This window comes from Streptomyces sp. NPDC111606 (genome assembly GCF_055656945.1).
In genome coordinates, this window is record NZ_JBVKBY010000007.1 from 322621 (window position 1) to 346378 (window position 23758).

Annotated in this window: 23 protein-coding genes and 6 tRNA genes; 19 read left to right on the forward strand and 10 right to left on the reverse strand. The window is 70.8% G+C overall.

Annotated features, from left to right (window positions below; all coding sequences use genetic code 11):
- Positions 1 to 116: 116 nt before the first annotated feature.
- From cobA to ACZ7M7_RS25875, 3 genes are all read left to right on the forward strand, one after another.
- Positions 117 to 1358: a uroporphyrinogen-III C-methyltransferase gene (cobA, locus tag ACZ7M7_RS25865; RefSeq protein WP_383607806.1), complete on the forward strand. Its 1242-nt coding sequence runs from the start codon at positions 117 to 119 to the stop codon at positions 1356 to 1358.
- 64 nt (positions 1359 to 1422) lie between these two features.
- Entirely contained in the window at positions 1423 to 2241 is an 819-nt protein-coding gene (locus ACZ7M7_RS25870; RefSeq protein WP_383607808.1) for a TrmH family RNA methyltransferase, read from the forward strand.
- Between the two features lie 11 nt (positions 2242 to 2252).
- Complete coding sequence (locus ACZ7M7_RS25875; protein ID WP_451171544.1) at positions 2253 to 2645, forward strand: NUDIX domain-containing protein; 393 nt, start codon at positions 2253 to 2255, stop codon at positions 2643 to 2645.
- 25 nt (positions 2646 to 2670) lie between these two features.
- Here ACZ7M7_RS25875 and ACZ7M7_RS25880 read toward each other — a convergent pair whose 3' ends face one another.
- Positions 2671 to 4101 (reverse strand): serine/threonine-protein kinase, encoded by a 1431-nt coding sequence (locus tag ACZ7M7_RS25880; RefSeq protein WP_451171680.1) that lies wholly within the window; start codon positions 4099 to 4101, stop codon positions 2671 to 2673.
- 196 nt (positions 4102 to 4297) lie between these two features.
- On the opposite strand from ACZ7M7_RS25880, the gene ACZ7M7_RS25885 reads away from it, so the two are divergent.
- The 4 genes from ACZ7M7_RS25885 to ACZ7M7_RS25900 all read left to right on the forward strand — a co-directional run bounded on the left by ACZ7M7_RS25885 (position 4298) and on the right by ACZ7M7_RS25900 (position 6969).
- A complete protein-coding gene (locus tag ACZ7M7_RS25885; RefSeq protein ID WP_472120586.1) occupies positions 4298 to 4537 on the forward strand; it encodes a hypothetical protein in 240 nt (79 codons plus the stop codon).
- A gap of 234 nt (positions 4538 to 4771) precedes the next feature.
- The gene (locus ACZ7M7_RS25890) at positions 4772 to 4969 is read left to right on the forward strand and encodes a hypothetical protein (RefSeq protein ID WP_383607811.1); all 198 of its coding nucleotides are present in this window, start codon (positions 4772 to 4774) and stop codon (positions 4967 to 4969) included.
- A gap of 663 nt (positions 4970 to 5632) precedes the next feature.
- Positions 5633 to 6586: a phosphotransferase gene (locus tag ACZ7M7_RS25895; protein ID WP_472120588.1), complete on the forward strand. Its 954-nt coding sequence runs from the start codon at positions 5633 to 5635 to the stop codon at positions 6584 to 6586.
- 80 nt (positions 6587 to 6666) lie between these two features.
- On the forward strand, positions 6667 to 6969 hold the full coding sequence (locus ACZ7M7_RS25900) for a TFIIB-type zinc ribbon-containing protein (RefSeq protein ID WP_383607814.1): 303 nt from the start codon (positions 6667 to 6669) through the stop codon (positions 6967 to 6969).
- 51 nt (positions 6970 to 7020) lie between these two features.
- On the opposite strand, the gene ACZ7M7_RS25905 is transcribed toward ACZ7M7_RS25900, so the two are convergent.
- The 5 genes from ACZ7M7_RS25905 to ACZ7M7_RS25925 form a co-directional block, all read right to left on the reverse strand.
- Positions 7021 to 7092, reverse strand: a tRNA-Val gene (locus ACZ7M7_RS25905).
- Between the two features lie 49 nt (positions 7093 to 7141).
- Positions 7142 to 7213, reverse strand: a tRNA-Val gene (locus ACZ7M7_RS25910).
- Between the two features lie 19 nt (positions 7214 to 7232).
- Positions 7233 to 7304 (reverse strand) — tRNA-Val (locus tag ACZ7M7_RS25915).
- A 1-nt stretch (position 7305) separates the two neighbouring features.
- Positions 7306 to 7379 (reverse strand) — tRNA-Cys (locus ACZ7M7_RS25920).
- Between the two features lie 38 nt (positions 7380 to 7417).
- A tRNA-Gly gene (locus tag ACZ7M7_RS25925) sits at positions 7418 to 7490 on the reverse strand.
- A 177-nt stretch (positions 7491 to 7667) separates the two neighbouring features.
- Here ACZ7M7_RS25925 and ACZ7M7_RS25930 point away from each other — a divergent pair.
- The 3 genes from ACZ7M7_RS25930 (at position 7668) to ACZ7M7_RS25940 (ending at position 10420) form a co-directional block, all read left to right on the forward strand.
- Positions 7668 to 8714, forward strand: coding sequence for a chorismate-binding protein (locus ACZ7M7_RS25930; RefSeq protein WP_383607816.1), 1047 nt, complete (start codon positions 7668 to 7670; stop codon positions 8712 to 8714).
- Positions 8711 to 9532 (forward strand): aminotransferase class IV, encoded by an 822-nt coding sequence (locus tag ACZ7M7_RS25935; protein WP_472120590.1) that lies wholly within the window; start codon positions 8711 to 8713, stop codon positions 9530 to 9532. Before ACZ7M7_RS25930 ends, ACZ7M7_RS25935 begins: the two co-directional genes overlap by 4 nt.
- A 63-nt stretch (positions 9533 to 9595) precedes the next feature.
- Entirely contained in the window at positions 9596 to 10420 is an 825-nt protein-coding gene (locus ACZ7M7_RS25940) for a GNAT family N-acetyltransferase (protein WP_472120592.1), read from the forward strand.
- Positions 10421 to 10450: 30 nt separating this feature from the next.
- Here the strand turns inward: ACZ7M7_RS25940 and ACZ7M7_RS25945 are convergent, their stop codons facing one another.
- Positions 10451 to 10975 carry a DsbA family protein gene (locus ACZ7M7_RS25945; RefSeq protein ID WP_472120594.1) on the reverse strand — a complete coding sequence of 175 codons (525 nt, stop codon included), beginning with the start codon at positions 10973 to 10975 and terminating at the stop codon, positions 10451 to 10453.
- A 228-nt stretch (positions 10976 to 11203) separates the two neighbouring features.
- On the opposite strand from ACZ7M7_RS25945, the gene ACZ7M7_RS25950 reads away from it, so the two are divergent.
- Positions 11204 to 11647, forward strand: a complete 444-nt coding sequence (locus ACZ7M7_RS25950; protein ID WP_472120596.1) for a hypothetical protein — start codon at positions 11204 to 11206, stop codon at positions 11645 to 11647.
- Between the two features lie 154 nt (positions 11648 to 11801).
- Positions 11802 to 11954 carry a hypothetical protein gene (locus ACZ7M7_RS25955; protein WP_004002639.1) on the forward strand — a complete coding sequence of 51 codons (153 nt, stop codon included), beginning with the start codon at positions 11802 to 11804 and terminating at the stop codon, positions 11952 to 11954.
- A 66-nt stretch (positions 11955 to 12020) separates the two neighbouring features.
- Here the strand turns inward: ACZ7M7_RS25955 and ACZ7M7_RS25960 are convergent, their stop codons facing one another.
- Both ACZ7M7_RS25960 and ACZ7M7_RS25965 read right to left on the reverse strand, forming a co-directional pair.
- Positions 12021 to 12581: a CGNR zinc finger domain-containing protein gene (locus tag ACZ7M7_RS25960; protein WP_383607826.1), complete on the reverse strand. Its 561-nt coding sequence runs from the start codon at positions 12579 to 12581 to the stop codon at positions 12021 to 12023.
- A 320-nt stretch (positions 12582 to 12901) separates the two neighbouring features.
- Positions 12902 to 13315, reverse strand: coding sequence for an SsgA family sporulation/cell division regulator (locus ACZ7M7_RS25965; protein WP_004002642.1), 414 nt, complete (start codon positions 13313 to 13315; stop codon positions 12902 to 12904).
- 191 nt (positions 13316 to 13506) lie between these two features.
- Between ACZ7M7_RS25965 and ACZ7M7_RS25970 the strand changes: the two genes are divergently transcribed.
- The 7 genes from ACZ7M7_RS25970 to ACZ7M7_RS26000 all read left to right on the forward strand — a co-directional run bounded on the left by ACZ7M7_RS25970 (position 13507) and on the right by ACZ7M7_RS26000 (position 21156).
- Entirely contained in the window at positions 13507 to 13965 is a 459-nt protein-coding gene (locus ACZ7M7_RS25970) for a TIGR02611 family protein (protein ID WP_383607827.1), read from the forward strand.
- A gap of 87 nt (positions 13966 to 14052) precedes the next feature.
- Positions 14053 to 14124: transfer RNA gene (locus ACZ7M7_RS25975), tRNA-Val, on the forward strand.
- A gap of 412 nt (positions 14125 to 14536) precedes the next feature.
- Complete coding sequence (locus ACZ7M7_RS25980) at positions 14537 to 15826, forward strand: ABC transporter substrate-binding protein (RefSeq protein WP_427841943.1); 1290 nt, start codon at positions 14537 to 14539, stop codon at positions 15824 to 15826.
- The gene (locus ACZ7M7_RS25985; RefSeq protein WP_472120598.1) at positions 15826 to 16824 is read left to right on the forward strand and encodes a carbohydrate ABC transporter permease; all 999 of its coding nucleotides are present in this window, start codon (positions 15826 to 15828) and stop codon (positions 16822 to 16824) included. Before ACZ7M7_RS25980 ends, ACZ7M7_RS25985 begins: the two co-directional genes overlap by 1 nt.
- On the forward strand, positions 16824 to 17717 hold the full coding sequence (locus ACZ7M7_RS25990) for a carbohydrate ABC transporter permease (RefSeq protein WP_383607833.1): 894 nt from the start codon (positions 16824 to 16826) through the stop codon (positions 17715 to 17717). Before ACZ7M7_RS25985 ends, ACZ7M7_RS25990 begins: the two co-directional genes overlap by 1 nt.
- 13 nt (positions 17718 to 17730) lie before the next feature.
- Positions 17731 to 18330 carry a hypothetical protein gene (locus ACZ7M7_RS25995; RefSeq protein ID WP_472120600.1) on the forward strand — a complete coding sequence of 200 codons (600 nt, stop codon included), beginning with the start codon at positions 17731 to 17733 and terminating at the stop codon, positions 18328 to 18330.
- A gap of 90 nt (positions 18331 to 18420) precedes the next feature.
- Positions 18421 to 21156, forward strand: a complete 2736-nt coding sequence (locus ACZ7M7_RS26000) for an exo-rhamnogalacturonan lyase family protein (protein ID WP_472120602.1) — start codon at positions 18421 to 18423, stop codon at positions 21154 to 21156.
- Positions 21157 to 21223: 67 nt separating this feature from the next.
- Here the strand turns inward: ACZ7M7_RS26000 and ACZ7M7_RS26005 are convergent, their stop codons facing one another.
- On the reverse strand, positions 21224 to 23707 hold the full coding sequence (locus ACZ7M7_RS26005; protein ID WP_472120604.1) for an SCO7613 C-terminal domain-containing membrane protein: 2484 nt from the start codon (positions 23705 to 23707) through the stop codon (positions 21224 to 21226).
- Between the last annotated feature and the right edge of the window lie 51 nt (positions 23708 to 23758).

A 23758-nucleotide genomic window follows, 5' to 3' on the forward strand; every position in this document is an offset into this window, starting at 1 on the left:
CACCCGCACCCGGCACCGAAGCTCAGCCACCGGACACCTGACCGGCCGACCCCACCCACCCCGTAAAATCCGCACGTCAGGGCCACCGCACCGCCGTAAAGAGGAGCCGCACCCTCATGGCCGAACACCCCGCCTACCCCGTAGGCCTCCGCCTCACCGGCCGCAAAGTGGTCGTCCTCGGCGGCGGCCAGGTGGCCCAGCGCCGCCTTCCGGCCCTCATCGCGGCGGGCGCGGACATCCACCTCGTGTCCCCGGACGCGACCCCCTCCGTCGAAGCCATGGCCGACGCGGGCGAGATCACCTGGCAGCAGCGTCCCTACGAGGACGGCGACCTCGCCGACGCCTGGTACGCCCTCATCGCCACCAGCGACGACGACGCCAACACCCGCGCCTCCGCCGAAGCGGAGCGCCACCGCGTCTGGTGCGTCCGCTCCGACGACGCCGACGCCGCCACCGCCTGGACCCCGGCCACGGGAACCAGCGAGGGCGTCACGGTCGCGGTCCTCACCACCGACGCGCGCGGCCGCGACCCGCGGCACACCGCCGCGATCCGCGACGCGGTCGTCGAGGGCCTGCGCGACGGCACCCTCGTCGCCCCGCACCACCGCACCCGTACGGCCGGAGTCGCCCTCGTCGGCGGCGGACCCGGCGACCCGGACCTGATCACCGTGCGCGGCCGCCGCCTGCTCGCCGAGGCCGACGTGGTCATCACCGACCACCTGGGCCCGCGCGACCTGCTCGCGGAGCTGCCGTCGAGCGTCGAGGTGATCGACGCGGCGAAGCTGCCGTACGGCAGGTTCATGGCCCAGGAGGCCATCAACAACGCGCTGATCGAGCACGCCAAGCAGGGCAAGTCGGTCGTACGCCTCAAGGGCGGCGACCCCTTCGTCTACGGCCGTGGCATGGAGGAGGTCCAGGCGCTGGCCGAGGCCGGCGTCCCCTGCACGGTCGTGCCCGGCATCTCCAGCTCGATCTCGGTGCCGGGTGCCGCCGGCATCCCGGTCACCCACCGGGGCGTCGCCCACGAGTTCACCGTGGTCAGCGGCCACATCGCCCCCGACGACGAGCGCTCCCTGGTCGACTGGCCGTCCCTCGCCAAGCTGACCGGCACGCTGGTGATCCTGATGGGCGTCGCCACGATCGGGAAGGTCGCCGAGACCCTCATCGCCCACGGCAAGTCCCCGGACACGCCCGTCGCCCTGGTCCAGGAGGGCACGACGGCCGCCCAGCGCCGGGTGAACGCGACCCTCGCGACCGCCGCCGACACGGTGCTCGCCCACGAGGTCAAGCCGCCGGCGGTCATCGTCATCGGCGACGTCGTGAACGTGGGACCGAGCGGACCGACCCCTTCCGCGTAACCGCGGGTAACCCAACCCGTACCGAACCGTTGGCACCACACCCAGGACAAGGCAGTATCACCCTGTGGCCGATCTCATCACCGTCGATGACCCCGCCGACCCCCGCCTGAGCGACTACACGGGCCTGACCGACGTCGAACTGCGCCGCAAGCGCGAGCCGGCCGAGGGCCTGTTCATCGCCGAGGGCGAGAAGGTCATCAGACGGGCCAAGGAAGCCGGCTACGAGATGCGGTCGATGCTGCTCTCGGCCAAGTGGGTCGACGTCATGCGCGACGTCATCGACGAACTCCCGGCCCCGGTGTACGCGGTCAGCCCCGACCTCGCCGAGCAGGTCACCGGCTACCACGTGCACCGCGGCGCGCTCGCCTCCATGCAGCGCAAACCGCTCCCGACGGCCACCGAACTCCTCCAGTCCGCCCGCCGCGTGGTGGTCATGGAGTCGGTCAACGACCACACCAACATCGGCGCCATCTTCCGCTCCGCGGCAGCCCTCGGCATGGACGCGGTGCTGCTCTCCCCGGACAGCGCCGACCCGCTGTACCGCCGTAGCGTCAAGGTCTCCATGGGCGCGGTCTTCTCGGTGCCGTACGCACGTCTCGACACCTGGCCCAAGGGCCTCGAAACGGTCCGCGAGGCGGGCTTCACCCTCCTCGCCCTCACGCCCGACGAGAAGGCCAAGACCCTCGACGAGGCCGCCCCGCACCGGATGGACCGGGTCGCCCTGATGCTCGGCGCCGAGGGCGACGGCCTCTCCACCCAGGCCCTGGTCGCCGCCGACGAATGGGTCCGCATCCCGATGTCCCACGGCGTTGACTCCCTCAACGTCGGCGCGGCGGCCGCGGTCGCCTTCTACGCGGTGGCCTCGGGCCGCCCGCAGATCTAGGCCGTACGGCGATGGCGCAGCGGGAGGCGATCGTCGCGGTCCTTCTCCGGGCCGACCGCGTCCTCGCCATCCGCCGCGGCCCGGCCGTCGCACGCCCCGGCTACTGGCAACCCCTCAGCGGCAAGATCGAGCCGGGGGAGACCCAGCGCGAGGCCGTCGTCCGAGAGGTCCGCGAGGAGGTCGGCCTCAGCGTCGTACCCCAGGCCAAGGTCTGGGAGTCCGAGACGGACGACGGCCGCTTCCGTCTCCACTGGTGGACGGCGAACGCCGAGACCGGCGACGTCGTCCCCGACCCCGGCGAGGTCGCCGAGGCCCGCTGGGTCACACCGGAGGAGTTCCTGTCCCTGGACCCGGTCTTCGACGGCGACCGGGAGTTCTTCGAACGGATCCTGCCGGCCCTGTGAGACCCCTTCCGCCTGGGCCCGCCGCCTAGTCGCGGATCGCGAACGTCGACTCGTACCGCTGGGACATCAGGTCGTCCCCGTCCATCGGCGTGTAGCCGGGTTCCACCTGCTCCTGCTGCTGCTCGTGCTGCGGCCGTACGACGTCCCCGTCACCGCCGAGCCCGCGGTCCGGGCCCTGGCAACCCTGCGCCGCCGCGATGCCGAGCGCCACGAGCAGGGTCACCACGACGAACACGAACAGCCGCTGCCGCAGCAACTGCGGGTTGGCGGGCCGCCGACCGGTACCCGTCCGCGGCGCCGGACGGCCTGCGCCGTTGCGCGGTGCGGGCCGGCCGCTGCCGCCCGAGCGTGGGGCGTTGCGCGAGGCGGGGATCGGCCGGGGTCCGGGCCGGGACGAGGCCGTACCGCCGGGCAGGGCGCTGCCGCCCCGCGACGGCACACCGTCGCGCGCGGGACCCGGACCTCGGGAAGCGCCGTTGCCGCGCGGGACGGCGGCGCCGCGCGGCGGGGGAGTGCCCTGTGGGCGGCGCTGGAGACGCTGCTGTTCCGGGTACGTGCCGGCGAGCCGCCCGGTCGGCCGGTCCGCCTCTCCGGAACGCGGCGCGGGCGGCCGTACGTCCGCGAGCCCCTGTGCCTCCCGGGCCGCGATCTCCTTCAGACGCAGCGACAACTGCAGCGTGCTGGGCCGCTCCTCCGGTGCCTTCGCCAGACAGGCCCGCACCAACGGAGCGAGCGCGTCCGGTACGCCGTGCAGCTGGGGCTCCTCGTGGACGACGCGGTACAGCATCACCTCGGAGCTGCCGTGTCCGAAGGGTGAGTCACCCATGGACGCGTAGGCGAGGGTGGCGCCGAGGGAGAAGACGTCCGTGGCCGGCGTGACGGCGGCGCCGCGCACCTGCTCCGGGGCGAGGAAGCCGGGGGAGCCCACCGCGGTGCCGACGTGCGTGAGGGTCGAGGCCCCCGTCGCCCACGCGATGCCGAAGTCGATGATCCGCGGCCCCTTGGGGGACAGCAGGATGTTGGAGGGCTTGAGATCCCGGTGGACGACACCGGCCTCGTGGACGGCGACCAGGCCCTCGGACAGGGCGGCCCCGACGGCGGCGACGTCCGCCGCGCCGAGCGCCCCCTCGTCGACGACCTTGTCGTGCAGGGAGGGCCCGGGCACGTACTGCGTGGCGAACCACGGCCGATCCGCCTCGAGGTCCGCGGCCACGAGCCGGGCCGTACAGCCACCGCGAATCCGCCGTGCCGCCGACACCTCACGCGCGAACCGCGAGCGGAACTCCTGATCCTCCGCCAGATCGGGCCGGATCACCTTGAGCGCGACCCGCTGCCCCTTCTTGTCGGAGCCCAGGTAGACGACGCCCATTCCGCCCGCGCCGAGCCGTCTGTGAAGCCTGAACGAGCCGACGACGCGCGGGTCCTCGCGCCTCAGGCGCATCATCGCCATGTTCATCCCCGCTGCCCGGTCCGTCTGACGAGCCACAGCTTACGTTTCCACGGGCCGCCGTGCGCAGAGGCCGCGCCCTCTCGGGGCGATGGATTGTCAGTGGTGGATGGGAGACTTGAAGGGTGGTCAGGGGGCTGGCGAGCATGGCGACTTCGCCCTGCAATGTCCCCCAACCACCCATCGCAGAAGGGGGATTGGGCCCGTGAAGGGTGATCGCGTGGAGATAGTCGTGGATGCGGGGGACACGACCCCCACGTACGAGGTGGTGGCGAGCAGGGCGGGCCGCCGGGTGGAGACGGCGGTGCGGCGAGGTGTAGTGGAAGTGAGCGAAGTCACCCGAAGCGGGACTGTCGTGCGTACGGCGCGCTTCATGGCGAACCGGGTTCTCGCGCTGGTCGAGCAGCCTGTGCCGCGCGAGGACAGCTCGGAGAAACCGGTGTAGACCGGGCGTCCCCTCGGGGAAGACCCCGAGACCTAGGACTTCGTCTCCACCCAGGGGAGTACTTCCCAGGTCATGGCTCATCCTCCGGGAGGCCCGCCAATCGGTACGAGGGCATGACGCCCGGCGTGGCCCGGCCGCCTAGATTTGAGGTCAAGCGGCGGGTGCAGCACTCGTCCCCCGAGGTCAGACACCCGCCGCTGCCAACGACAACTGACACAGGTCAGGAGAGGGACCATGGCCCAGACGGCACCGCGGACACTGATCCGCCCGCAGCAGCGCCCGCTGTTGCGCCCCCGTCGCCAGGGCCGTCGCCACCCCTTGGTGGCGACGCTCATGGCCCTTCCCCTGGCGGTCCTGCTCCTGGTCGTCTTCGACGGCTGGGAGACAGTGGCCACTCAGGCGTCGTCCGTGGGCGTGATGCTGGGGCGCTGAGCGGCGACCCCAGGCCCGGAAGAGCGGTCCGGGCGGGGACATCCACCCATGAAACCCCGTGGGGACGGGGGTGCGGCGGACGGCAAAAATGCCGGCGCAGCTGGGGAGCTGCGCCGGCATTGCTTTTTCCTGCGCCGGCAACGTCCGGTCGTAGGCGACCGTGTGCTTCACGGCCGGAGGATCTTCACCTCACCTGTCGACGCCGGTCCGGGCCTGCCGGCCCGTCCGGGGTTCGAGGGCGATGCTGGTGCCATCCCAGCCCTCACCCACCCGCTGGGGGCTGTGCGCCTATCGGCGGTGTCTCTCGTCGCTGGTCCTGGCATTCCAGCCTGTCCGGTGTTCGGGACGATGCTGGTGCCATCCGTTCGAGGCTGTGCGCCTGTCGCCGATGCCTCTCGGCGCCGGTCCCGGCATTCCAGCCCGTCCGGCGTTTGAGGACGAGGCCGTTCAGGCCGACAGCGGGGGTCTGGGGGCGGCAGCCCCCAGGAGCCGGGGTCGAAGGGGCAGAGCCCCTTCAAGGACGGGAAGGGTAGGGGCGGCGGGGGCGAGACACTTCCCGGGACGCGCCCGGCACCCGGTCCAGGCCGACGAGCACCCCCCAACCAACCCGCGCCGCCACCGACGTACTCTCGGCCCAGCCTCCCCCGCACACAAGGGACCCCAGTGACCCCGAACCCCCTCCTACCCGCCCTCACCGCACACGCCGAAGCCACGGCACACACACGCCCCCACCCCTGTCCCTGCGGAGCAACCGTCACGCTCGCCGACCGCCCCGACGCCACCGTCGTCCGCCACGCCGACACCGTCGCCAAGGCCCACGCCCCGGACATCACCCCCACCGAACTCACCCCCCGCCTCACCACAGCCGCCAACCTCCCCGGCATACTCCTGGCCCCCCTCACCCTCATACCCGCCGACCTGCACGGCCGACTGGTCACCTTCTGGCCCTACGGCACCCCCGTCGACCCCGGCGACCCCGACGCGGCCCCCTGGGAGGCGGCAGCCACCCTCCTCGCCCGTCTCCACCGAACCCCGACCGAGGCCTCCGCCCCGCTGCCTCCCATGCGCGGCCCAGCCAAAGCCGCCCACGCCGTGGACCGGCTCCGCAAAGCCGAGGGCAGCACCCTCACCGCCGGCACCGTCGCCGTCCTCCGCGCCTGGGACACCCTCCCCGCCTGGGCCCGCGCGAAGGCCCCGCAGCCCGACACCGGCACCCTCTGCCACGGCGACCTTCACCTCGGCCAACTCGTCCGCCACCCGGCCCCGGACGGCCCTTGGCTGCTCATAGACGTCGACGACCTCGGCGTGGGCGTGCCGGCCTGGGACCTCGGCCGGCCGGCCGCCTGGTACGCCTGCGGGCTGCTGTCGCCCGAAGAGTGGGAGCGATTCCTGTCCGCGTACCGCGCCGCAGGCGGAACGGCCGTCCCCGCGGAGGGGGACCCCTGGCCCGCCCTGGACATCCCGGCCCGCGCCCTCACCGTGCAGACCGCCGCAAGGGCGATCACCAAGGCCCTGGCCGAGGGCCGCGCCCTGGACGAGGTCGAGCAGTCCCTCGTGGACGCCTGTGCCCGAATGGCTTCCGTCCCCCATGAGTTGACCCGGGATTACGCAAAGTAGGGTGCAACCGACCGCAGCCGGACAGAGTCTGTTCTGGCGATACGCGAAGCAGGATCGACCGGCGAGGAGTTGAGCCGACCATGCAGTGTCCGAAGTGCCGAGCCCCGATGCACACGTACAACCGCAACGGCGTCCAGATCGAGCAGTGCAGCGGTTGCCGCGGCATCTTTCTCGACTACGGCGAGCTGGAGTCGCTGACGCGCCTGGAGTCCCAGTGGTCCCAGCCGGCCCCGCCGCCTCCGGCCGCCCCGCAGGCCTACCCGGCCCCCGCCCCTCAGGCCCCGGCCTGGGGCGCCCCGCACGGTGGTCACCACGGCGGCCACGGCGGTCACTACGGCCACAAGCGTCACAAGAGCTTCGGCCACATGCTGTTCTCCAGCTGAGCCGCACCAGCACGAAGAAGCCCCCGGTCATCGACCGGGGGCTTCGGTGTGTGGACGATACTGGGATTGAACCAGTGACCTCTTCCGTGTCAGGGAAGCGCTCTCCCGCTGAGCTAATCGTCCTCGGGACCGTGATCGACCAAACATGCCTGAAGATCACGAACTTACTGCGTGCGCGATACTGGGATTGAACCAGTGACCTCTTCCGTGTCAGGGAAGCGCTCTCCCGCTGAGCTAATCGCGCGGGGGATCCGAAGATCCAGTGGACGATACTGGGATTGAACCAGTGACCTCTTCCGTGTCAGGGAAGCGCTCTCCCGCTGAGCTAATCGTCCTTGGAGGTGGAGACGGGATTTGAACCCGTGTAGACGGCTTTGCAGGCCGTTGCCTCGCCTCTCGGCCACTCCACCAGGAGTGTAGGGGGTCGGGAAGATCCCCTATTCCTTCGAGCGGACGACGAGGCTCGAACTCGCGACCTCAACCTTGGCAAGGTTGCGCTCTACCAACTGAGCTACGTCCGCTTGTCGTTTCGTTCCGCTCCCGCGGCCCGGCGACGAGTTGAACTCTAGCGGATTCCGGGGCCAGCACAAAAACGCGTTTGTGCAGCGTGCTGCGCTGCGCCTGCTCAGGGACCTGCCGACGGGTCCCGAAGGACATGGCCAGGTCACGCGCAGGACACCCGCCATAGACTCGACTGCGTGCCCGACCTCCCTCCCCTCGCCCGCTTCGGCGATCGCGTGGCCACCGGCCTCCTCGATGTGACCAACGACCCAGCGGCCCTGGACTCCAGTGGTTTCTGGGCCGTCTGCGCCGACTTCGAGGGTGGTCTGACCTGCGCCCGCTTCCGGGACGTACGAGAGGAACCCGTGCCCGCGCCGGTGCCGGGGAAGTGGCTCGGTCCGGCTGCCGGTGACTGGACGTCCTCGCTCGACCGCTCCGCGTACACGGCGGGCGTACGGCGCATCCGCGAGCACATAGCGGCCGGCGAGGTCTATCAGGCGAATCTGTGCCGTGTCCTGAGCGCGCCGATCGGGCCAGACGCCGATGTGGACGACCTGACGGCCCTGCTGGCCCGCGGCAACCCGGCGCCGTACGCAGGAACGATCCGGCTGCCGGGGCACGGGGTTGAGATAGCCACCGCGTCTCCCGAGCTCTTCGTGCGCCGCGACGGGCGTGTTGTCGAGTCCGGGCCGATCAAGGGCACCGGGCGGACCGAGGCGGACCTGCTGGAGAAGGACTACGCCGAGAACGTGATGATCGTGGACCTGGTGCGCAACGACATCGGTCGCGTGTGCGCCACCGGGACGGTGACCGTGCCCGATCTGTGCGCCGTCGAGAAGCACCCGGGGCTTGTCCATCTGGTGTCCACCGTCCGCGGTGAGCTGGGCGCCGGGGTCGGCTGGTCCGAGCTGCTCGGCGCCGCTTTCCCGCCCGGCTCGGTCACCGGTGCGCCCAAGTCGAGCGCGCTGCGGATCATCGACGCGTTGGAGACGGCGCCCCGGGGCCCGTACTGCGGTGGCATCGGGTGGGTCGACGCCGACCGCGGGACCGGCGAGCTGGCCGTCGGGATCCGTACCTTCTGGATCGACCGGGCCGAATGCGTGCTGCGGTTCGGTACCGGCGCGGGGATCACCTGGGGGTCGGACCCCGAGGGGGAGTGGCGGGAGACCGAGCTGAAGGCGTCCCGGCTGCTCGCGGTAGCGTCGGGGGCGTACGAGGTGAGTGGAGAGGGACTGCAATCGTGAGGATCTGGCTGGACGGCGGGCTGCAGGACATGGAGTCCGCCCGTGTCTCCGTCTTCGATCACGGGCTGACCGTGGGCGACGGCATTTTCGAGACGGTGAAGGCGGTGGACGGCCGTCCGTTCGCGCTGACCCGGCACCTCGACCGGCTGACGCGCTCGGCGCGCGGTCTCGGTCTGCCCGACCCCGACCACGACGAGGTGCGCCGTGCCTGCGCCGCCGTCCTGGAGGCCAACCCGATGCCGCTCGGCCGGCTCCGCATCACCTACACCGGCGGTCACGGCCCCCTCGGCTCCGACCGCGGCGAGCACGGACCGACCCTCGTCGTCGCCGTCGGGGAGACCACCCGGCGCCCCGACTCCACGGCGGTCATCACCGTGCCCTGGACCCGCAACGAGCGCGGCGCGCTGACCGGCCTGAAGACGACCTCGTACGCCGAGAACGTCGTCGCCTTGGCCCGCGCCCACCAACACGGCGCCTCCGAGGCCCTGTTCGCCAACACGGTCGGGCAGCTCTGCGAGGGCACCGGGTCGAATGTCTTCGTCGTCCTGGACGGCGAGATCCACACCCCGCCGATCGCCTCGGGCTGCCTCGCGGGCATCACGCGCGTGTTGGCGGTCGAGTGGACCGGCGCGAAGGAGACGGACCTGCCGCTGGACGTCCTCGAGCGGGCCGACGAGGTCTTCCTCACCTCCACCCTGAGGGACGTGCAGGCCGTGCACCGCGTCGACGACCGTGAACTGCCGGGCGCATCCGGGCCGGTGACCGCCAAGGCGATGCGGATCTTCGCGGAGCGGTCGGGCGACGACCTGGATCCGTAGGGGCAAGGGGCACGTGGAGAAAATGGGCTGCCGTGAGCCGGTGCGGTGGGTAGAACACCCCTGATGACCACGACCCTGCGGCCGACCGAGCCGCTTCAGCACAACGAGGACGGGACCCGTTCGCGCCGCTTTCAGGTGTGTGTGAACGGCCGCCCCGTGGGCGCACTTCACCTCGGCACGCATCCCGTCTTCGGCGGCACGGTCGCCCTGATATCGGAGCTGCGCGTCGAGGAACCGGACCGGCGCCGCGGCCGGGGCACGGTGGCCGCCCTCGCCGCGGAGGAGGTGGCGCGCGGCTGGGGCTGCCGGCGCATCGAGGTGACGGTCCCCGGTGCCGCCGGACCGGCGCTGCGCCTCGCCACGGCGCTCGGCTACGTCGTACGCAATCGCGGCATGGAGAAGGCGCTCGGCGACACTGCGCCCGATCTGCCCCGGGGCAGCCGGGCGCGACCCATGACGGAGGCCGAGTACGGGCCCTGGGCGGACAAGAGCTTCGAGGAATACTTCCGCAGCTGGGTCGAGCGCGGGGTCCCGGAGGCCGCGGCCCGGGCCAAGGCCGAGCGGGACCACGCCGAACTGCTGCCGGGCGGTGTGCGCACGCCGGGTGCGGTCCTGAGCGTCCTCGAGCACGAGGGAACTCCGGTGGGCACGCTGTGGGTGGTGGCGCAGGATGACCGCGCGTACGTCTACGACGTGGAGACCGACCCGGCCCATCGGGGCAGGGGACACGGGCGCACGCTGATGCTGCTGGCCGAGGCCCAGGCGATCGCCGCGGGGCACCGGGTCATCGGCCTCAACGTCTTCGCGGACAACGCCCCCGCCGAGCGGCTCTACGAGTCACTCGGCTACGAGACGACGCGGTACGCCCTGTTCAAGACGCTGCTGTAGCCGTCGGCCGGGCCGAAGGCCCCGGACACGTCAGGCGCTCGGCCCGGCCAGCAGCCGGTCCGCGATCTCCTCGATACGCTCGCGCAGCCCTTCCTGGCTCTTGCCGCCGTCGAGGCGCTCGCCGTCGATCACATACGTCGGAGTGCCGGTCACGCCGATCGCCTTGCCCTCGGCCTGGTCGGCGTCGACGATCAGGATGTGCCGGCCGTCGACCAGCGCGGTGTCGAACTCCTCGGTGTCCAGGCCGAGTTCCCCGGCCACCTCGACCAGGAAGGGTTCACCCTTACGGCCCAGCTCCTCGACCCGGCCCAGCACGGCCTCCACGTACGGCCACCCCTGCCCCTGCTCGAAAGCCTCCTCGGCGGCCTGCGCGCCGGCGAACGCGTGCTTGTGCTTCTCCAGCGGGAAGTGCCGCAGCCGCAGCTCCAGCCGGTCGCCGTAGCGGGCGCGCAGGGCACGGAGATCGTCCAGGGAGCTGCGGCAGTCGGGGCACTGCAGCTCGCACCAGACGTCGAGGACGGGGGCGGTGGGGCGGGCGGGGGAGGAGTCGCTCATGGCTCCAGTCTCCCAGCAGCGGCGCGGGCGACCCAATCCGACCGGGTTCTTCACGGGACGAGGGCCCTGACGCGGACCCGGGCCGTTCCACCGCGACCGGGACCTGCGGAGGAGATGACCCGGAGATGTCCCTGATGTCGGGCCCAGGCATGGCCGGGCGGGGTTGCCACGGTGCAGGATGGAAGGGACGAAGTGCCCTGACCGACTCAGCCTGCCCTGGAGGACCGGATGATTGCCGAGACCGTCTGTTCCGCCGTCGCCGCGGCCGGCCTGGGCATCGCGGCGGTCACGGCGTACCGCAAGCGTTTCCTCGCTGCCACGCGCATCGCCGCGTACTCGCTGGTGCCCCTGGGGCTGGTGATGACCGGTGTCGTCGAATGGCTGGCGGACACCGCCTTCAGCCCCACCGCCTGGGCGGGCTTCGGGGTCCTCGGCGTCGCCTGGGTGCTGTTCGCGAGCAGCCGTGCGGTGGAGCGCCGCCGTGGCGGCACCCGCAAGGAGCGCAAGGAAGCCAAGGCCGGCGCACCGCGCGAGGCGGTGGCCCCGGCGGCCTCGGCACCCTCGCTGGGTGCGGGATCCCGTCAGTCGACCCGGCCCGCGACCTCACCCCGGGCGGAGGCCTCGGAAGATTTCAGCGACATCGAGGCGATCCTCAAGAAGCACGGCATCTGACGCCCGCACGCAGGGCTGAAACGACACAGTGGGTCGCCGCCCGGCCGTAAGTGATCATCACTCGAACCGGACATCGAGGAATTCGGCGAACTCCCGCTCATCCCGGGCGTGTTGATCGCGCGACGAGGGACAACTACGTCATCATCGCCGCGAGATGCTGGACACGACACAAAGCGAGGCCGCGCCACCTCAGGACGAGCCCCGCGGGTGCCTCTTCGCCCTTTCCCAGCCACCGCTGATGATCTTCCTTGCGGTGATCGGGTGTCTGCTGCTCATGGCTGCGCTGCACGATCTGCTGCTGCTCTGAGCCGTACCCGCGGCCCCCGGCGCCACCCGCCGGGGCCCGCGTCGACACCGGCATCTCGGCGACCGCTCAGCCCGCCGCTTCCTTGCGGCGAGCCCGGTAGGCGGCCACATGCAGACGGTTTCCGCAGGTGCGGCTGTCGCAGTAGCGCCGCGAACGGTTGCGGGAGAGGTCCACGAAGGCGTGCCGGCAGTCCGGCGCCTCACAGCGCCGCAGCCGCTCCTGCTCGCCCGCCACCACGAAGAACGCCAGCGCCATGCCGCAGTCGGCCGCCAGGTGGTCGGCGATGGAGGCGCCGGGGGCGAAGTAGTGCACATGCCAGTCGTAGCCGTCGTGGTCCGTGAGCCGGGGGGTGGTTCCGGCGGCGGCGATCAGCTCGTTGATCAGCCCGGCGGCGGTCCGCGCGTCGGGCTCCGCGAAGATCTCGGCGAACCGCCCGCGCACCTTGCGCACCGCGGACAGATCGAACTCCGAGAGGACACCGACATCACTGATTTCGTTCCTTCGTACGAAATCGGCGAGCGCCGCGACGTCCGGCAGTGCGTCCGGAGTCTCGTCGCCCTCCGGTGCGGTGTTCACCAGATCCACCACGGCATCGAGCGCACACCGGGTGTCGTGGGTGATCAGCACATTTCGCTCCCTGGCCTGAGGTCGGGCGGGGCGCCCGCCGATGCTGGCCGATGGTAGTGGCTCGCAGCGCCCACAGACCGGCCACGACCGTACGTGGCTTCGAATACAACGCCGTAGGGGCGCCGACCGTTCCCATCCGGGCCGACCCGGACGGGAACCGTCGGCGTGTACTCACAGTGACCGACACGGCCGCCCTCCCCGAGCGCGCCTACGCCGCCCCCGCGGAGCGGAGGCGGCGCTGACGTGTGCCCTATGCGGTTGTCTTGGCCCGAGCCGTCTCCCCGAGTCGACGGCGCCGGGCGGCTTGCGGGGGCCTCGGCCTAGCTTTCCGCCAGGATGTGCGAGAGCTCCTGATCGAGATCGAAATGCCGATGCTCCGTACCGGGGGGCACCGCGGCATCAGTTCGCTTCAGGAAGGACTCCAGGGCCCGTGCAGGGGCCTCGAGCAGGGCCTCGCCCTCCGGAGAGCTCAGGGCGATGCAGACGACGCCCTGACCATGACTGCGCGACGGCCAGACGCGGACGTCGCCGGTGCCGGTGGGCCGATGCAGCCCCTCCGCAAGGAGGTCACGGGCGAACACCCACTCGACGGTCTCTTCGGCTCCGGTGTGGAAGGTGGCGTGCACGGCGTAGGGGTCGGCCGTGTCGTACCGCAGGCCTGCGGGGACAGGCAGGGAGGACTCGCTCGACACAACGAGGCGCAGGTGCAGCTCGCAGCTGACCGTGGTGTTCATAAGCGCCAGGGCCTTTCGCTCAGTGTGCGCTCGGGGATTCGCACGTCGGCGAAATCGACATGCCACCTACGGTGCCGTTGTAAACCCCTCTGAGTGTTTTGCGTGTGTTTACGTAACTCTTCCGGCCGAGAACCCGTTCGCGAGGTACGACCATTCCGGTGACTGGTTTCCGTCCGGTAGGGTTTGGCCGTATGAATACGGGGAGTAACGAGCCGGGCGAAGTTGCCATGGCTACCGACGAGACCGAAGTGGACGGTGTGAAGGGCGACAGCGAGCAGGGGCTCGGCTCACGAGCGCCGGAGTTCGTCAAGGCGCGTAGAGCGCTGCATCTGAGCTGGCAGGTGGGCGTCTTCGTCATCGGCCTGGCGATAGTCGTCACAGGCATCATCCTGCTGCCTTTGCCCGGTCCGGGCTGGGTGGTCATCTTCGGGGGCATGGCGGTCTGGGCGACCGAGTTCGTCTGGGCCCAGCTAGTGCTGCGCTGGACCAAGCGCAAGGTCACCGAGGCGGCCCAGCGGGCCCTCGACCCGAAGGTGCGCCGTCGCAACATCATCCTGACGACGATCGGCTTGGTGATCGTGGGTGTGCTGCTCGGGATCTACCTGTGGAAGTTCGGCATAGTGATGCCCTGGAAGATCAAGGATCAGTGATCCGCGAGGGGGTGCGGACGACGGCCGGTGCGGGTTCGCACTGGTCACTCGCACCCCCTGACATGGGGTAATGTTCTTCCTGCATCCGGGCGATTAGCTCAGTGGGAGAGCGCTTCGTTCACACCGAAGAGGTCACTGGTTCGAACCCAGTATCGCCCACCCGGATCCGGCGGCCCGCCTGCGACTGCGCAGGCGGGCCGCCGTCGTTGCCGGCCGACGCGCGCCATGCGCGGCTCGGCAGGGCGTCCCCCGCGTGATCGGCAGGGGCGTCCCCCCGCGTGAGGCGACATCCCGTCAACTCGACCGTGGCCATGCGACCTTCGGCCGGCCGAGACGGACGTACGGTGGCCGACTCGTCGTTCGATGTCTCGATCTCACGCCTCTGACCTGCGTCGACGCGCGACCGATCCGGCCAACTCGCCTCCATGTGCCGCCGTCCCGCCCCGCATGCCGCCAAGAAATTCCTGTCCGAATCATTGACGCACCCCGAGGCCCTCCGTAACTTGTGCCAGCAAGCGCTTACTTGAAACGATTCATGCAGGCGGCAGCGACGCTGCGGGGAGGCTCGACGGTGAGAACCAGCAGGAATGTTGAGAGGCGTACGATCCTGAAGGCGGCCGGCGCCACGGCGGCCACACTTGGGCTGGCCGCGACGACGGGCTGCGGTGGGGACGGAGGGGCCTCCGCCGACGGGACGGTGACGATCCGTTACGCGTGGTGGGGTGCCGAGGACCGCGCCGAGCGCATCAACAAGACCATTGAGCTGTTCCACAAGAAGTACCCGAAGATCAAGGTCAAGACGGACTTTCAGCCGTACACCGACTTCTGGAAGAAGTTCAACACCCAGGCCTCCGGGGGGAATCCGCCGGACGTGTTCCAGAATGCCATCGGCTTCCTGCGCAAATACGACGCTAAGAATGTGCTGCTCGATCTCAATGAGCAGGTCGAGGCCGGCAATCTGTCGATGGCAGGCTTCCGCGCGGGACTGGAGAAGTTCGGCGAGATCGACGGAAAGCTCCTGGGGGTTCCCGTCGGGTCCAACTCGATGGCCCTGGTCATCGACAAGCCCGTCTACACCAAGGCGGGCGTGAAGCCGGAACAGGGCTGGACCTGGGACGACTTCGACGCGGCGATGAAGAAGATCCGCGACAGGGCGGGACGCGCCGGCGACAGCGGCATGTACGGCGTCATGTACCTCTACGACCTCTACCTCCGCCAGAACGGCAAGGCGTTCTTCACCGAGGACGGACTCGGCTTCACCGAGGCGGATCTGACGGACTGGTGGACCAAGGCCGAGAAGGGCGTGCAGGAGGGCGTCTACGCCGACGCCAAGAAGGTCGCCCAGATCAAGCCCAAGTCGGCCGTCTCCGCCGAGCTCGCCGGCGGCGAGTTCACCTGGGACAACTTCACGGTCCGCTACACGTCCGAGGGCAAGAGCGAGTACGGCCTCGCTCCCATCCCGACCACGGACGGCAAGAAGACCGGCCAGTACCTGGGCTCCTTGATGCTCAGTGCTTCCAGGCGCACCGAGCACCCGAAGGAGGTCGCCCAGTTCATCGACTTCATGGTCCACGACCCCGAGGTCGCCAAGATCATGGGCTACGACCGCGGTGTGCCCGCCACGCAGGCCCAGTTCGACGCGTTCCAGCCGACGGACGAGGTCAACAAGGGGATCGCCGCCTACGAGACCTCCCTCGTCGAGGCGGGCGTCCTGGAGCCCATCACCCCGCACCCGAACGGCGCGGACATCTGCGAGGCGGCGTTCCTGCGCATCGCCGAAGAGCTCGCGCTGGGCAAGCGGTCGGTGGACGAGGCCGTCAAGCAGTTCTTCACCGAGTCGAAGACGGCTCTCGTCGGCTGATGGGAACCGCCGTGACACACGCCCCTGCGGTGGAGGGCCCGGCCAAGGGCTCCGAGCCGCGGCACGGGCCGGTGCAGCCCCGGCGTCCCGCCGCCCTCAAGCGGCGGGTCCGCCGGGAGAACCTGGCCGGCTATCTCTTCATGTCCCCCTGGATCGCCGGGTTCCTGCTGCTCACGGCAGGCCCGATGATCGCCTCGCTCTACTTCGCCTTCACCGACTACAACCTGTTCGACGCGCCGAAGTGGATCGGCCTCGACAACTTCTCCGAGATGTTCGGCGACCCACGCTGGCGGCACTCGGTGCAGGTGACGCTCTGGTACGTCGTCGTCGGCACGCCGCTCAAGCTGCTCGCGGCCCTCGGCGTGGCGCTCCTGTTGGCCCAGAAGCGGCGCGGGCAGGCCTTCTACCGGGCCGCCTTCTACGCCCCGTCGCTGATCGGCGCGAGCGTCTCCGTCGCGATCGTCTGGAAGGCGATCTTCTCCGACGGCGCGATCGTCGACCGGACGCAGAAGATCTTCGGGATCGACGTCGGTGGCTGGACGGGCGATCCGGACCTGATCATCTACAGCCTGGTGGCGCTCACCGTCTGGCAGTTCGGCGCCCCCATGGTCATCTTCCTCGCCGGCCTCAAGCAGGTTCCGCGCGAGCTGTACGAGGCGGCCGAGGTCGACGGGGCGGGCAAGCTGCGGCGGTTCTGGAACATCACCCTGCCGATGATCTCCCCGGTCCTCTTCTTCAACGTCCTGCTGGAGACCATCCACTCCTTCCAGATCTTCAGCTCGGCCTACATCGTCGGCGGCGGCGCCGGAGGCAACGCCTGCGGTCCGGCCGACGGCTCGATGGTCTACACCTGCTATCTGTACGTCCAGGGCTTCGAGAACAGCAGGATGGGCCTGGCCTCCGCCATGGCCTGGATGCTGCTCGTCGCGGTCGCCCTGGTGACGGCGGTGCTGTTCTGGTCCCAGAAGCGCTGGGTGCACTACGAGGAGGGCGCCTGATGAGCGCACCGGCAACCGACATCAAGCCGGCGCCCTCCGCGCGGGCCGGTGCGCTGCGCCGCCGACTGCCCGGTTCCGTCGCCTGGCACATCGGGTCCCTGCTGGTCCTCGCGGTGATCCTCTATCCGGTGATCTGGGTCGTAGGCGGCTCCTTCAAGGAGAGCGAGGACATCGTCGGAAGCCTGGACCTCTTCCCGGGCGACCCGAGCTTCTCCAACTACACCAGCCTCGCCGACGGCATCGCCGACATCTCGATCTCCACCTTCTTCCTCAACTCGCTCTTCCTCGCGGTCGGGTCGGTGATCGGGATCGTGGTGTCCTGCTCGCTGACGGCGTACGCCTTCGCGAGGATCCGGTTCGCGGGCCGGAATCTGCTGTTCACTCTGATGATCGGCACGCTCCTGCTGCCGTACCACGTCCTGCTGATCCCGCAGTACGTGCTGTTCCGCAACATGGAGATGATCAACACCTACACCCCGCTGCTGCTGGGGAAGTACCTGGCCACGGAGGCGTTCTTCGTCTTCCTCATGGTGCAGTTCATGCGGAACCTGCCCAAGGAACTCGACGAGGCCGCCCGCCTCGACGGCTGCGGGCACTTCCGGATCTACTGGTCGATCATGCTGCCGCTGTGCCGGCCTGCTCTGATCACCAGCGCGATCTTCACCTTCATCAACGCCTGGAACGACTTCATGGGTCCGCTGATCTACCTCAACGAGCCCGACAAGTACACCGTCTCCCTCGGCCTGAAGATGTTCGTCGACCAGGAGGGCATCGCGAATTACGGCGGCATGATCGCCATGTCGCTCGTCGCCCTGCTGCCGGTCCTGGCGTTCTTCCTGGCCTTCCAGCGGTATCTGATCGACGGCATGGCGACGTCCGGACTGAAGGGCTGAGGGGGCGGTCACGATGGCCCAAGCTCGGGTGAAGGCTCGTACGTCACGCGGGGAGTCCGTCTTCGCCGAGAAGTTCGCCCTGTTTGCCGAGTGCCTGCTGACCGGTGTCTGGATCGCGGTCGCCTCGCTCGGCGTGGTCACCTATCCGGCCGCCCTCGCCGCCGGCTCCCGGCATCTGCATCGCCGTATCGCCCACGAGGGCGGTGGCCTGCGGGAGTTCGTCGCCGACTTCCGGGTGGCCGTACGGCGTGGGTGGGTCGTCGGGCTCGCCGGGTGGGCTGTGGCGGGCGCGGTCCGGCTGGACGTCCAGGCCGCGCGGGCCGGGATTCCCGGTGGGCCGCTCGTCGGGGCTGTCGGGGTGTTCGCGCTGATCGGTGCCGTCGTGGCCGTGCTGCGTGCCGCGGCGGCGTGGACGCCGGACGCCGGCTGGCGGGCGCCGCTCGCGGGCGCCGTGCGCCGTACCGTGCTCGACCCCGCCGGGTCCTTCCTGATCATCGGCGGACTGGCCGTCGTGGCCGCCTCCGCCTGGTTCGCCGCGCCGCTGGCGGTCCCTGTCCTGGGGGCCGTCGTGGCGGCGGCCGTCGCCGTGGAGGAGCGGTACCGGCACCGCTGAACCGACGGTGTCTCGCACCAGGTCGGCGCTCCGGGCGCCGCACCTCTCTCTGTCATGCCCCTGACCATCTGTACCTGGAAAGGAAAGGCCATGTCCCCCATCCCCCGCAGGTCCCTCCTCAAGGCGGCCGCCGTCGCCGGTGCCGCCGCCCAGTTCAGCTGGGCGCCAGGGGCGAAGGACGCGCAGGCCGCGCCCAGAGCCGCCGGCGCCGATGCCGATCCCGTGACCCTGGACTGGCTGGAGGACGGCGGTCCGGGCGCCGCCCCCGGCTCCACCGTGGGTGTGCCCTGGCCGAAGGGCGTGCACCAGGAGGACCAGACGTTCGCGCTGACGGACGCGGACGGCAAGGCCGTGCCCGTGCAGTCGTGGCCGATCGCCTACTGGCCGGACGGCTCCCTCAAGTGGACGGCCCACGCGGTCGGTTCGGGCGACGGCAAGCTCACGTTGAGCCCCGGTGAGGCCGCCGTGCCCGCCAAGAAGGTCACCGTCGACAGGAGTGGCGGCACCATCGACGTCTCGACCGGCGTCATCACAGCGAGGATCGGCAAGTCCGGCGCCACGCTGATCAAGTCGGTCACGCGCGGCTCCACCGAGATCGCCAGGAACGGCCGCCTCGTGCTGATCCGCCAGCCCGAGATCGAGGACGAGGACCAGGGCTCGGTGAAGACCGAGCGGTTCGAGGGCGCCATCTCCGAGGTCACCGTCGAGCAGGAGGGCCCCGTCCGCGCGGTCGTCCGCATCGACGGCAAGCACCGCAAGGGCGGCCGGAGTTGGCTCCCGTTCTCCCTCCGCCTCTACTTCTACGCCGGCGCCGACTCCTTCCGCATGGTGCACACCATCACCTACGACGGCACCCAGGAGCCCGGCAAGGCGAGCGGCGACTTCATCCGCGGCCTCGGCGTGCGCTTCACGGTCCCGATGCGGGACGAGTCGTACGACCGTCACATCCGCATCGGCGGCGAGGGCACCGGCATGCTCCGTGAGGCCGTCAAGGGCATCACCGGGCTGCGCCGCGATCCGGGGGCGGCCGTACAGGCGGCGCAGTTCGCGGGCGAGAAGCTGCCCGACCCGTCGACCTGGGACCAGCGTGTGACGACCCGCCTGCAGTACATCCCCGAGTGGGGCGACTACACCCTCTCCCAGCTCTCCGCCGACGGCTTCACCCTTCGCAAGCGCACGAAGAAGGGCTACGGCTGGATCGGCGCGGGCGGTGGCAGGCGTGCCTCCGGCTTCGGATACGTCGGCGGCGTCAGCGGCGGGTTCTCCTTCGGGCTGCGGGACTTCTGGGAGAAGTTCCCCGCACAGCTCGACATCCGCGACGCGCACACCGACGCGGCCGAGGTCACCCTGTGGCTCTGGTCGCCCGAGGCACAGCCCATGGACCTGCGCTTCTACCACGACGGCATGGGTCAGGACACCTACCCCGAGCAGCTCGAAGGCCTCAACATCACCTACGAGGACTACGAGCCCGAGTTCGGCACCCCCTACGGCATCGCCCGCACCTCGGAACTCCTGTTCTGGGCCAACGAGTCGACGCCCTCAGCCGAGGTCCTGGCCCAACAGGTGGAGGCCGTACGGGTGTTGCCGCAGCTCGCCGCCCCGCCCGCGCAGCTCATCAAGGCCAAGGTCTTCGGGCCGGGCCTGTACTCCGAGCCGGACCGTTCCACGCCCGCCAAGGCAAAGATCGAGGACCACCTCGACTTCCTCTTCACCTACTACAAGGACCAGGTGGAGATGCGCCGTTGGTACGGCTTCTGGGACTACGGCGACATCATGCACACCTACGACACCGTCAGACACCAGTGGCGGTACGACATCGGTGGCTACGCCTGGGACAACTCCGAACTCTCGCCCGACCTGTGGCTGTGGTTCGCGTATCTCAGGAGCGGGCGCGCGGACATCTTCCGGTTCGCCGAGGCCATGACCCGGCACACCGGTGAGGTCGACGTCTACCACCTCGGCGAATGGGCGGGCCTCGGCACCCGGCACGGCGTGCAGCACTACGCCGACAGCGCCAAGCAGCAGCGCATCGCCAACACCACGTACCGCCGCTACTACTACTTCCTCACCGGGGACGAACGCGTCGGCGACCTCATGCACGCCAACGTCGACTCCGACGAGACCTTCCTCGTGCTCGACCCGATCCGCAAGATCCGCACCGAGCCGTACACCCCCGACCGGCACGCGCTGTCGATCGGCTTCGGCACCGACTGGAGCGGGCTGGTGTCGGCCTGGCTGACGGAGTGGGAACGCAAGGGCCCCAAGTGGGAGAAGGCCAAGGCGCGGGTCCTGTCCACCATGGAGACGATCGCCGCGCAGCCCAACGGCTTCGTGCAGGGCAGCGGTCTCTACGACCTCGACACGGGCAGGTTCGCCGTCGCCGACAAGCCCGTCGTCGGTGTCTCCCACCTCTCCGCGGTCTTCGGGCTCAACGAACTGTGCGCCGAGCTCATCGACCTCGTCGACATGCCGACGTTCGACGAGGCGTACTTCGACTACTGCCGCTACTTCAACGCGACGAAGACCGAGCAGGCGGCACGCTACGGCTCCCACTTCGGCTCCCTGCTGTTGTTCCAGGGGCACTCGCGGCTGGACGCGTACGCGGCCGTGCGGACGGGGGATGCGAAGCTGGCCGCCCGTGCGTGGGAGAAGTTCTACGGCTCAGACGGGTACAAGGAGTCGGCGCCGTGGAAGACGGAGGAGCTGAGCGGGCCGGCTGCCTTGGTTCCGGGGAGTGAGGCCGCTTGGGTCTCGACGAACGACACGGCGTTGTACGGGCTTGCGGCCATCGAGAACCTGGCGCTGCTCGGGGACAGGATGCCGTAACGGTTCGTGGGGAACTGCGCGACCCGCTGTGGCTGGTCGCGCAGTTCCCCGCGCCCCTGGGTGGGCTTCAGTGCATGTTGCCCACGAAGTCCCGCATCCTTCGAGCGTCCCTGAGGCGTTGCTCGTACGTCGCTCCTATGGCCAGGAGCAGGAGGCCGGCCAGGGCCGGCGGTACCCAGCGGGGGAGGGCGTCGGTCACCTGGGCGATGTACGGGGCGAGTTCGTGCAGGGCGTCCAGGGCCAGCACCGCGCCGCCGAGGAGGAGCGGTGCCTGGAGGTGGTGGCGGGCGCCGAGCAGGGTGACGGCCAGAGCCGCCAGGCCGAGGAGCAGGGGGCGCGTCCACTGCAGGTCGCCCCAGGCCGCGAGGAGGCTCGGCACGAGGGTGGCGGCGAGTCCGGGGCCGTACGCCGTCCAGGACGAAGTCTGCGGATCGCGGCGCCTGCGCAGGGCGCCGACCAGCAGGGCAGGGACGGTGACCGGCAGCGTGTACGCCTCGGGCGTCCCGACGTCCCAGGCCGCCAGGCGCACCCACGTGGCCAGCACGAACAGCGCGGCGGAGACGTAGCCCACGGACCGGCGTTCCGGGCGGATCGCCGTACCGGCGGTGATCACACCGCACAGCGCCAGCACCAGGGCCAGCATCGGCAGGTCGGCCGGGGCTGCCGCCAGCGCGACGGCGAGCAGCGCGGCGAGCGCACCCGTCACCTCGACCGGCACCGTGGCCCGGGCGTCACCGAGCCGTGCCGCGAGCAGAGCCGCCGCCACCGGGACCGCCAGGACCAGCAGGGCCACGTACTGCGCCTGCCAGCCGGCCGAGGCCCCCGCCGCACAGGCCAGCCCGGCGGCGTACGCGAGCCCGGCCGGGGCCGTGACCGCAGTGAGGTGCGTCTTCCAGGAGGCCGCCGCGAAGAGCGCCGTCAGCACGGCGAGCACGGTGAGGGTCGCGGCCTCGGTGGTCAGCGCGAGGAAGGCGAGGGGGAGGGAGGTGAGGAGGGCGAGGACCGTGGCGGTCGTGCGAGGGGCGGGGACGCCGATGGGAGTGGCCATAGCGGCTGCGGGCTCTGCCGCGGCGGTTGTGGCGGGTTCCTCCGGCGAGGTCGCCGACGGCTCCTGCGCCATCTCCGGCTGTTCGGACGGTCGTATCCACGCGGCCGCCGCGAGGGCGCCGGCCGTGGTGATCGCGAGGGCCACCAGGCCCACGGCGTAGGGGACTTCGAGCACGGCGGGCAGGACCAGCGCCGTCGCCCATGCCAGGACCAGCACGCCGGTCAGGGATCGGGTCCGCCACGCGGTGTCGCGTGCCGCGAGGAGCAGTACGGCGGCGACCATGGCCAGGACGACCGGCACCGTCTCCGTGTGCGGGGGCCAAGGAGCGTCGACCGCCATCGCCTGCCGCGCATCGCCGGGCGCCCCGGACCACACCTGCTCCACCCAGGCCACCGGACCCACGAGCGCGATCGCCACCAGCGGCAGCGTCCACAGGAGGGCGAGTCCCTGTACGGCGGCGGAGGCCCGCGTGAGCCCGTCGCGCAGCGCCTGCGGCAGCCGGTCCGCCCGGACCGCCGCGAGCAGGGCGATCCCGCACGCCAGATACACCGGAACCGTCCAAGCCTCCGGCAGCACGGGGCGGGCGGTGCCGCCGAGCGCGGCGACCGTGAGGAGGCCGGCGGCGACGGAGAGGCCGAGCGCCTGCTTCGCGGCGGCCTCCTGCCATGCCGCCGCGACCGCGATGCCCGCGGCCAAGAGGAGGAGCGCCGCCGCACGGGCGGCGGCGCTCGGGCCGGTGGCCGTCAAGGACAGCCAGCCGGCGGCCCACACGCCCCAGGCGCCCATGCCGTACGCACCGATCACCGCGGTGATCCGCACGGACCCGGCAGGCACCCGGAGCGCCACACCCGCGTCGAACCCGGCCGTCACCAGCACGGCGGCCGTGATCCCGAACAGGCTCGCGTCGGCCGCCACCGCCCACAGGGTGAGCGGGAGTTGGGCGGCGAGCAGAGCGGCGGGCAGGGGCAGACGCAGCTCGGAGGTGCGCGGCAGCAGGCCGTACCCCGTCCACAGGGCCGCCAGCACGGCCGAGGCGGCCGCGAGGTAGCCGGTGGCGTCCACGCCGGCCAGCCCGACCTCGTGCAGCGCGTAGGCGTCGAGCACCGTCAGCACGAGCCCGAGGCCCGCCACCGACTCGGCCGTCGACCGCAGCCCGCGCTTCAGCAGCGGCACCGGCGCGGCGAGCACCGCCACCGTGACCGCGCCGAGCACCAGGGCCCGCCCGGCGATCCCCATGTGACCCCAACTGACCAGCGTGAACGCCATCGCGGCGATCGTCAGCAGGACACCGCCCAGCACCAGCAGGACGTTCTGCACCCGGGGCGCCGAGGCCTCGGGGCGGGGCGGGGCGAGAGGCGCCGGAGCGGACCGGGGCGCCGCCGCTTGCAGCGCGGTGACCAGCCAGGCTCGGCGGTGCAGCAACTGGGCCCGGCGGGCGTCCAGTTGGCGCAGCTCGAGGTCGAGGAGCCGCAACTCCTCGGCCGGGGGCGGAAAGTGCGTCATGGCAGGAGTGTGGTCCGCGTCATGCCGCAGGGCATGAGTGCGCATACTCAG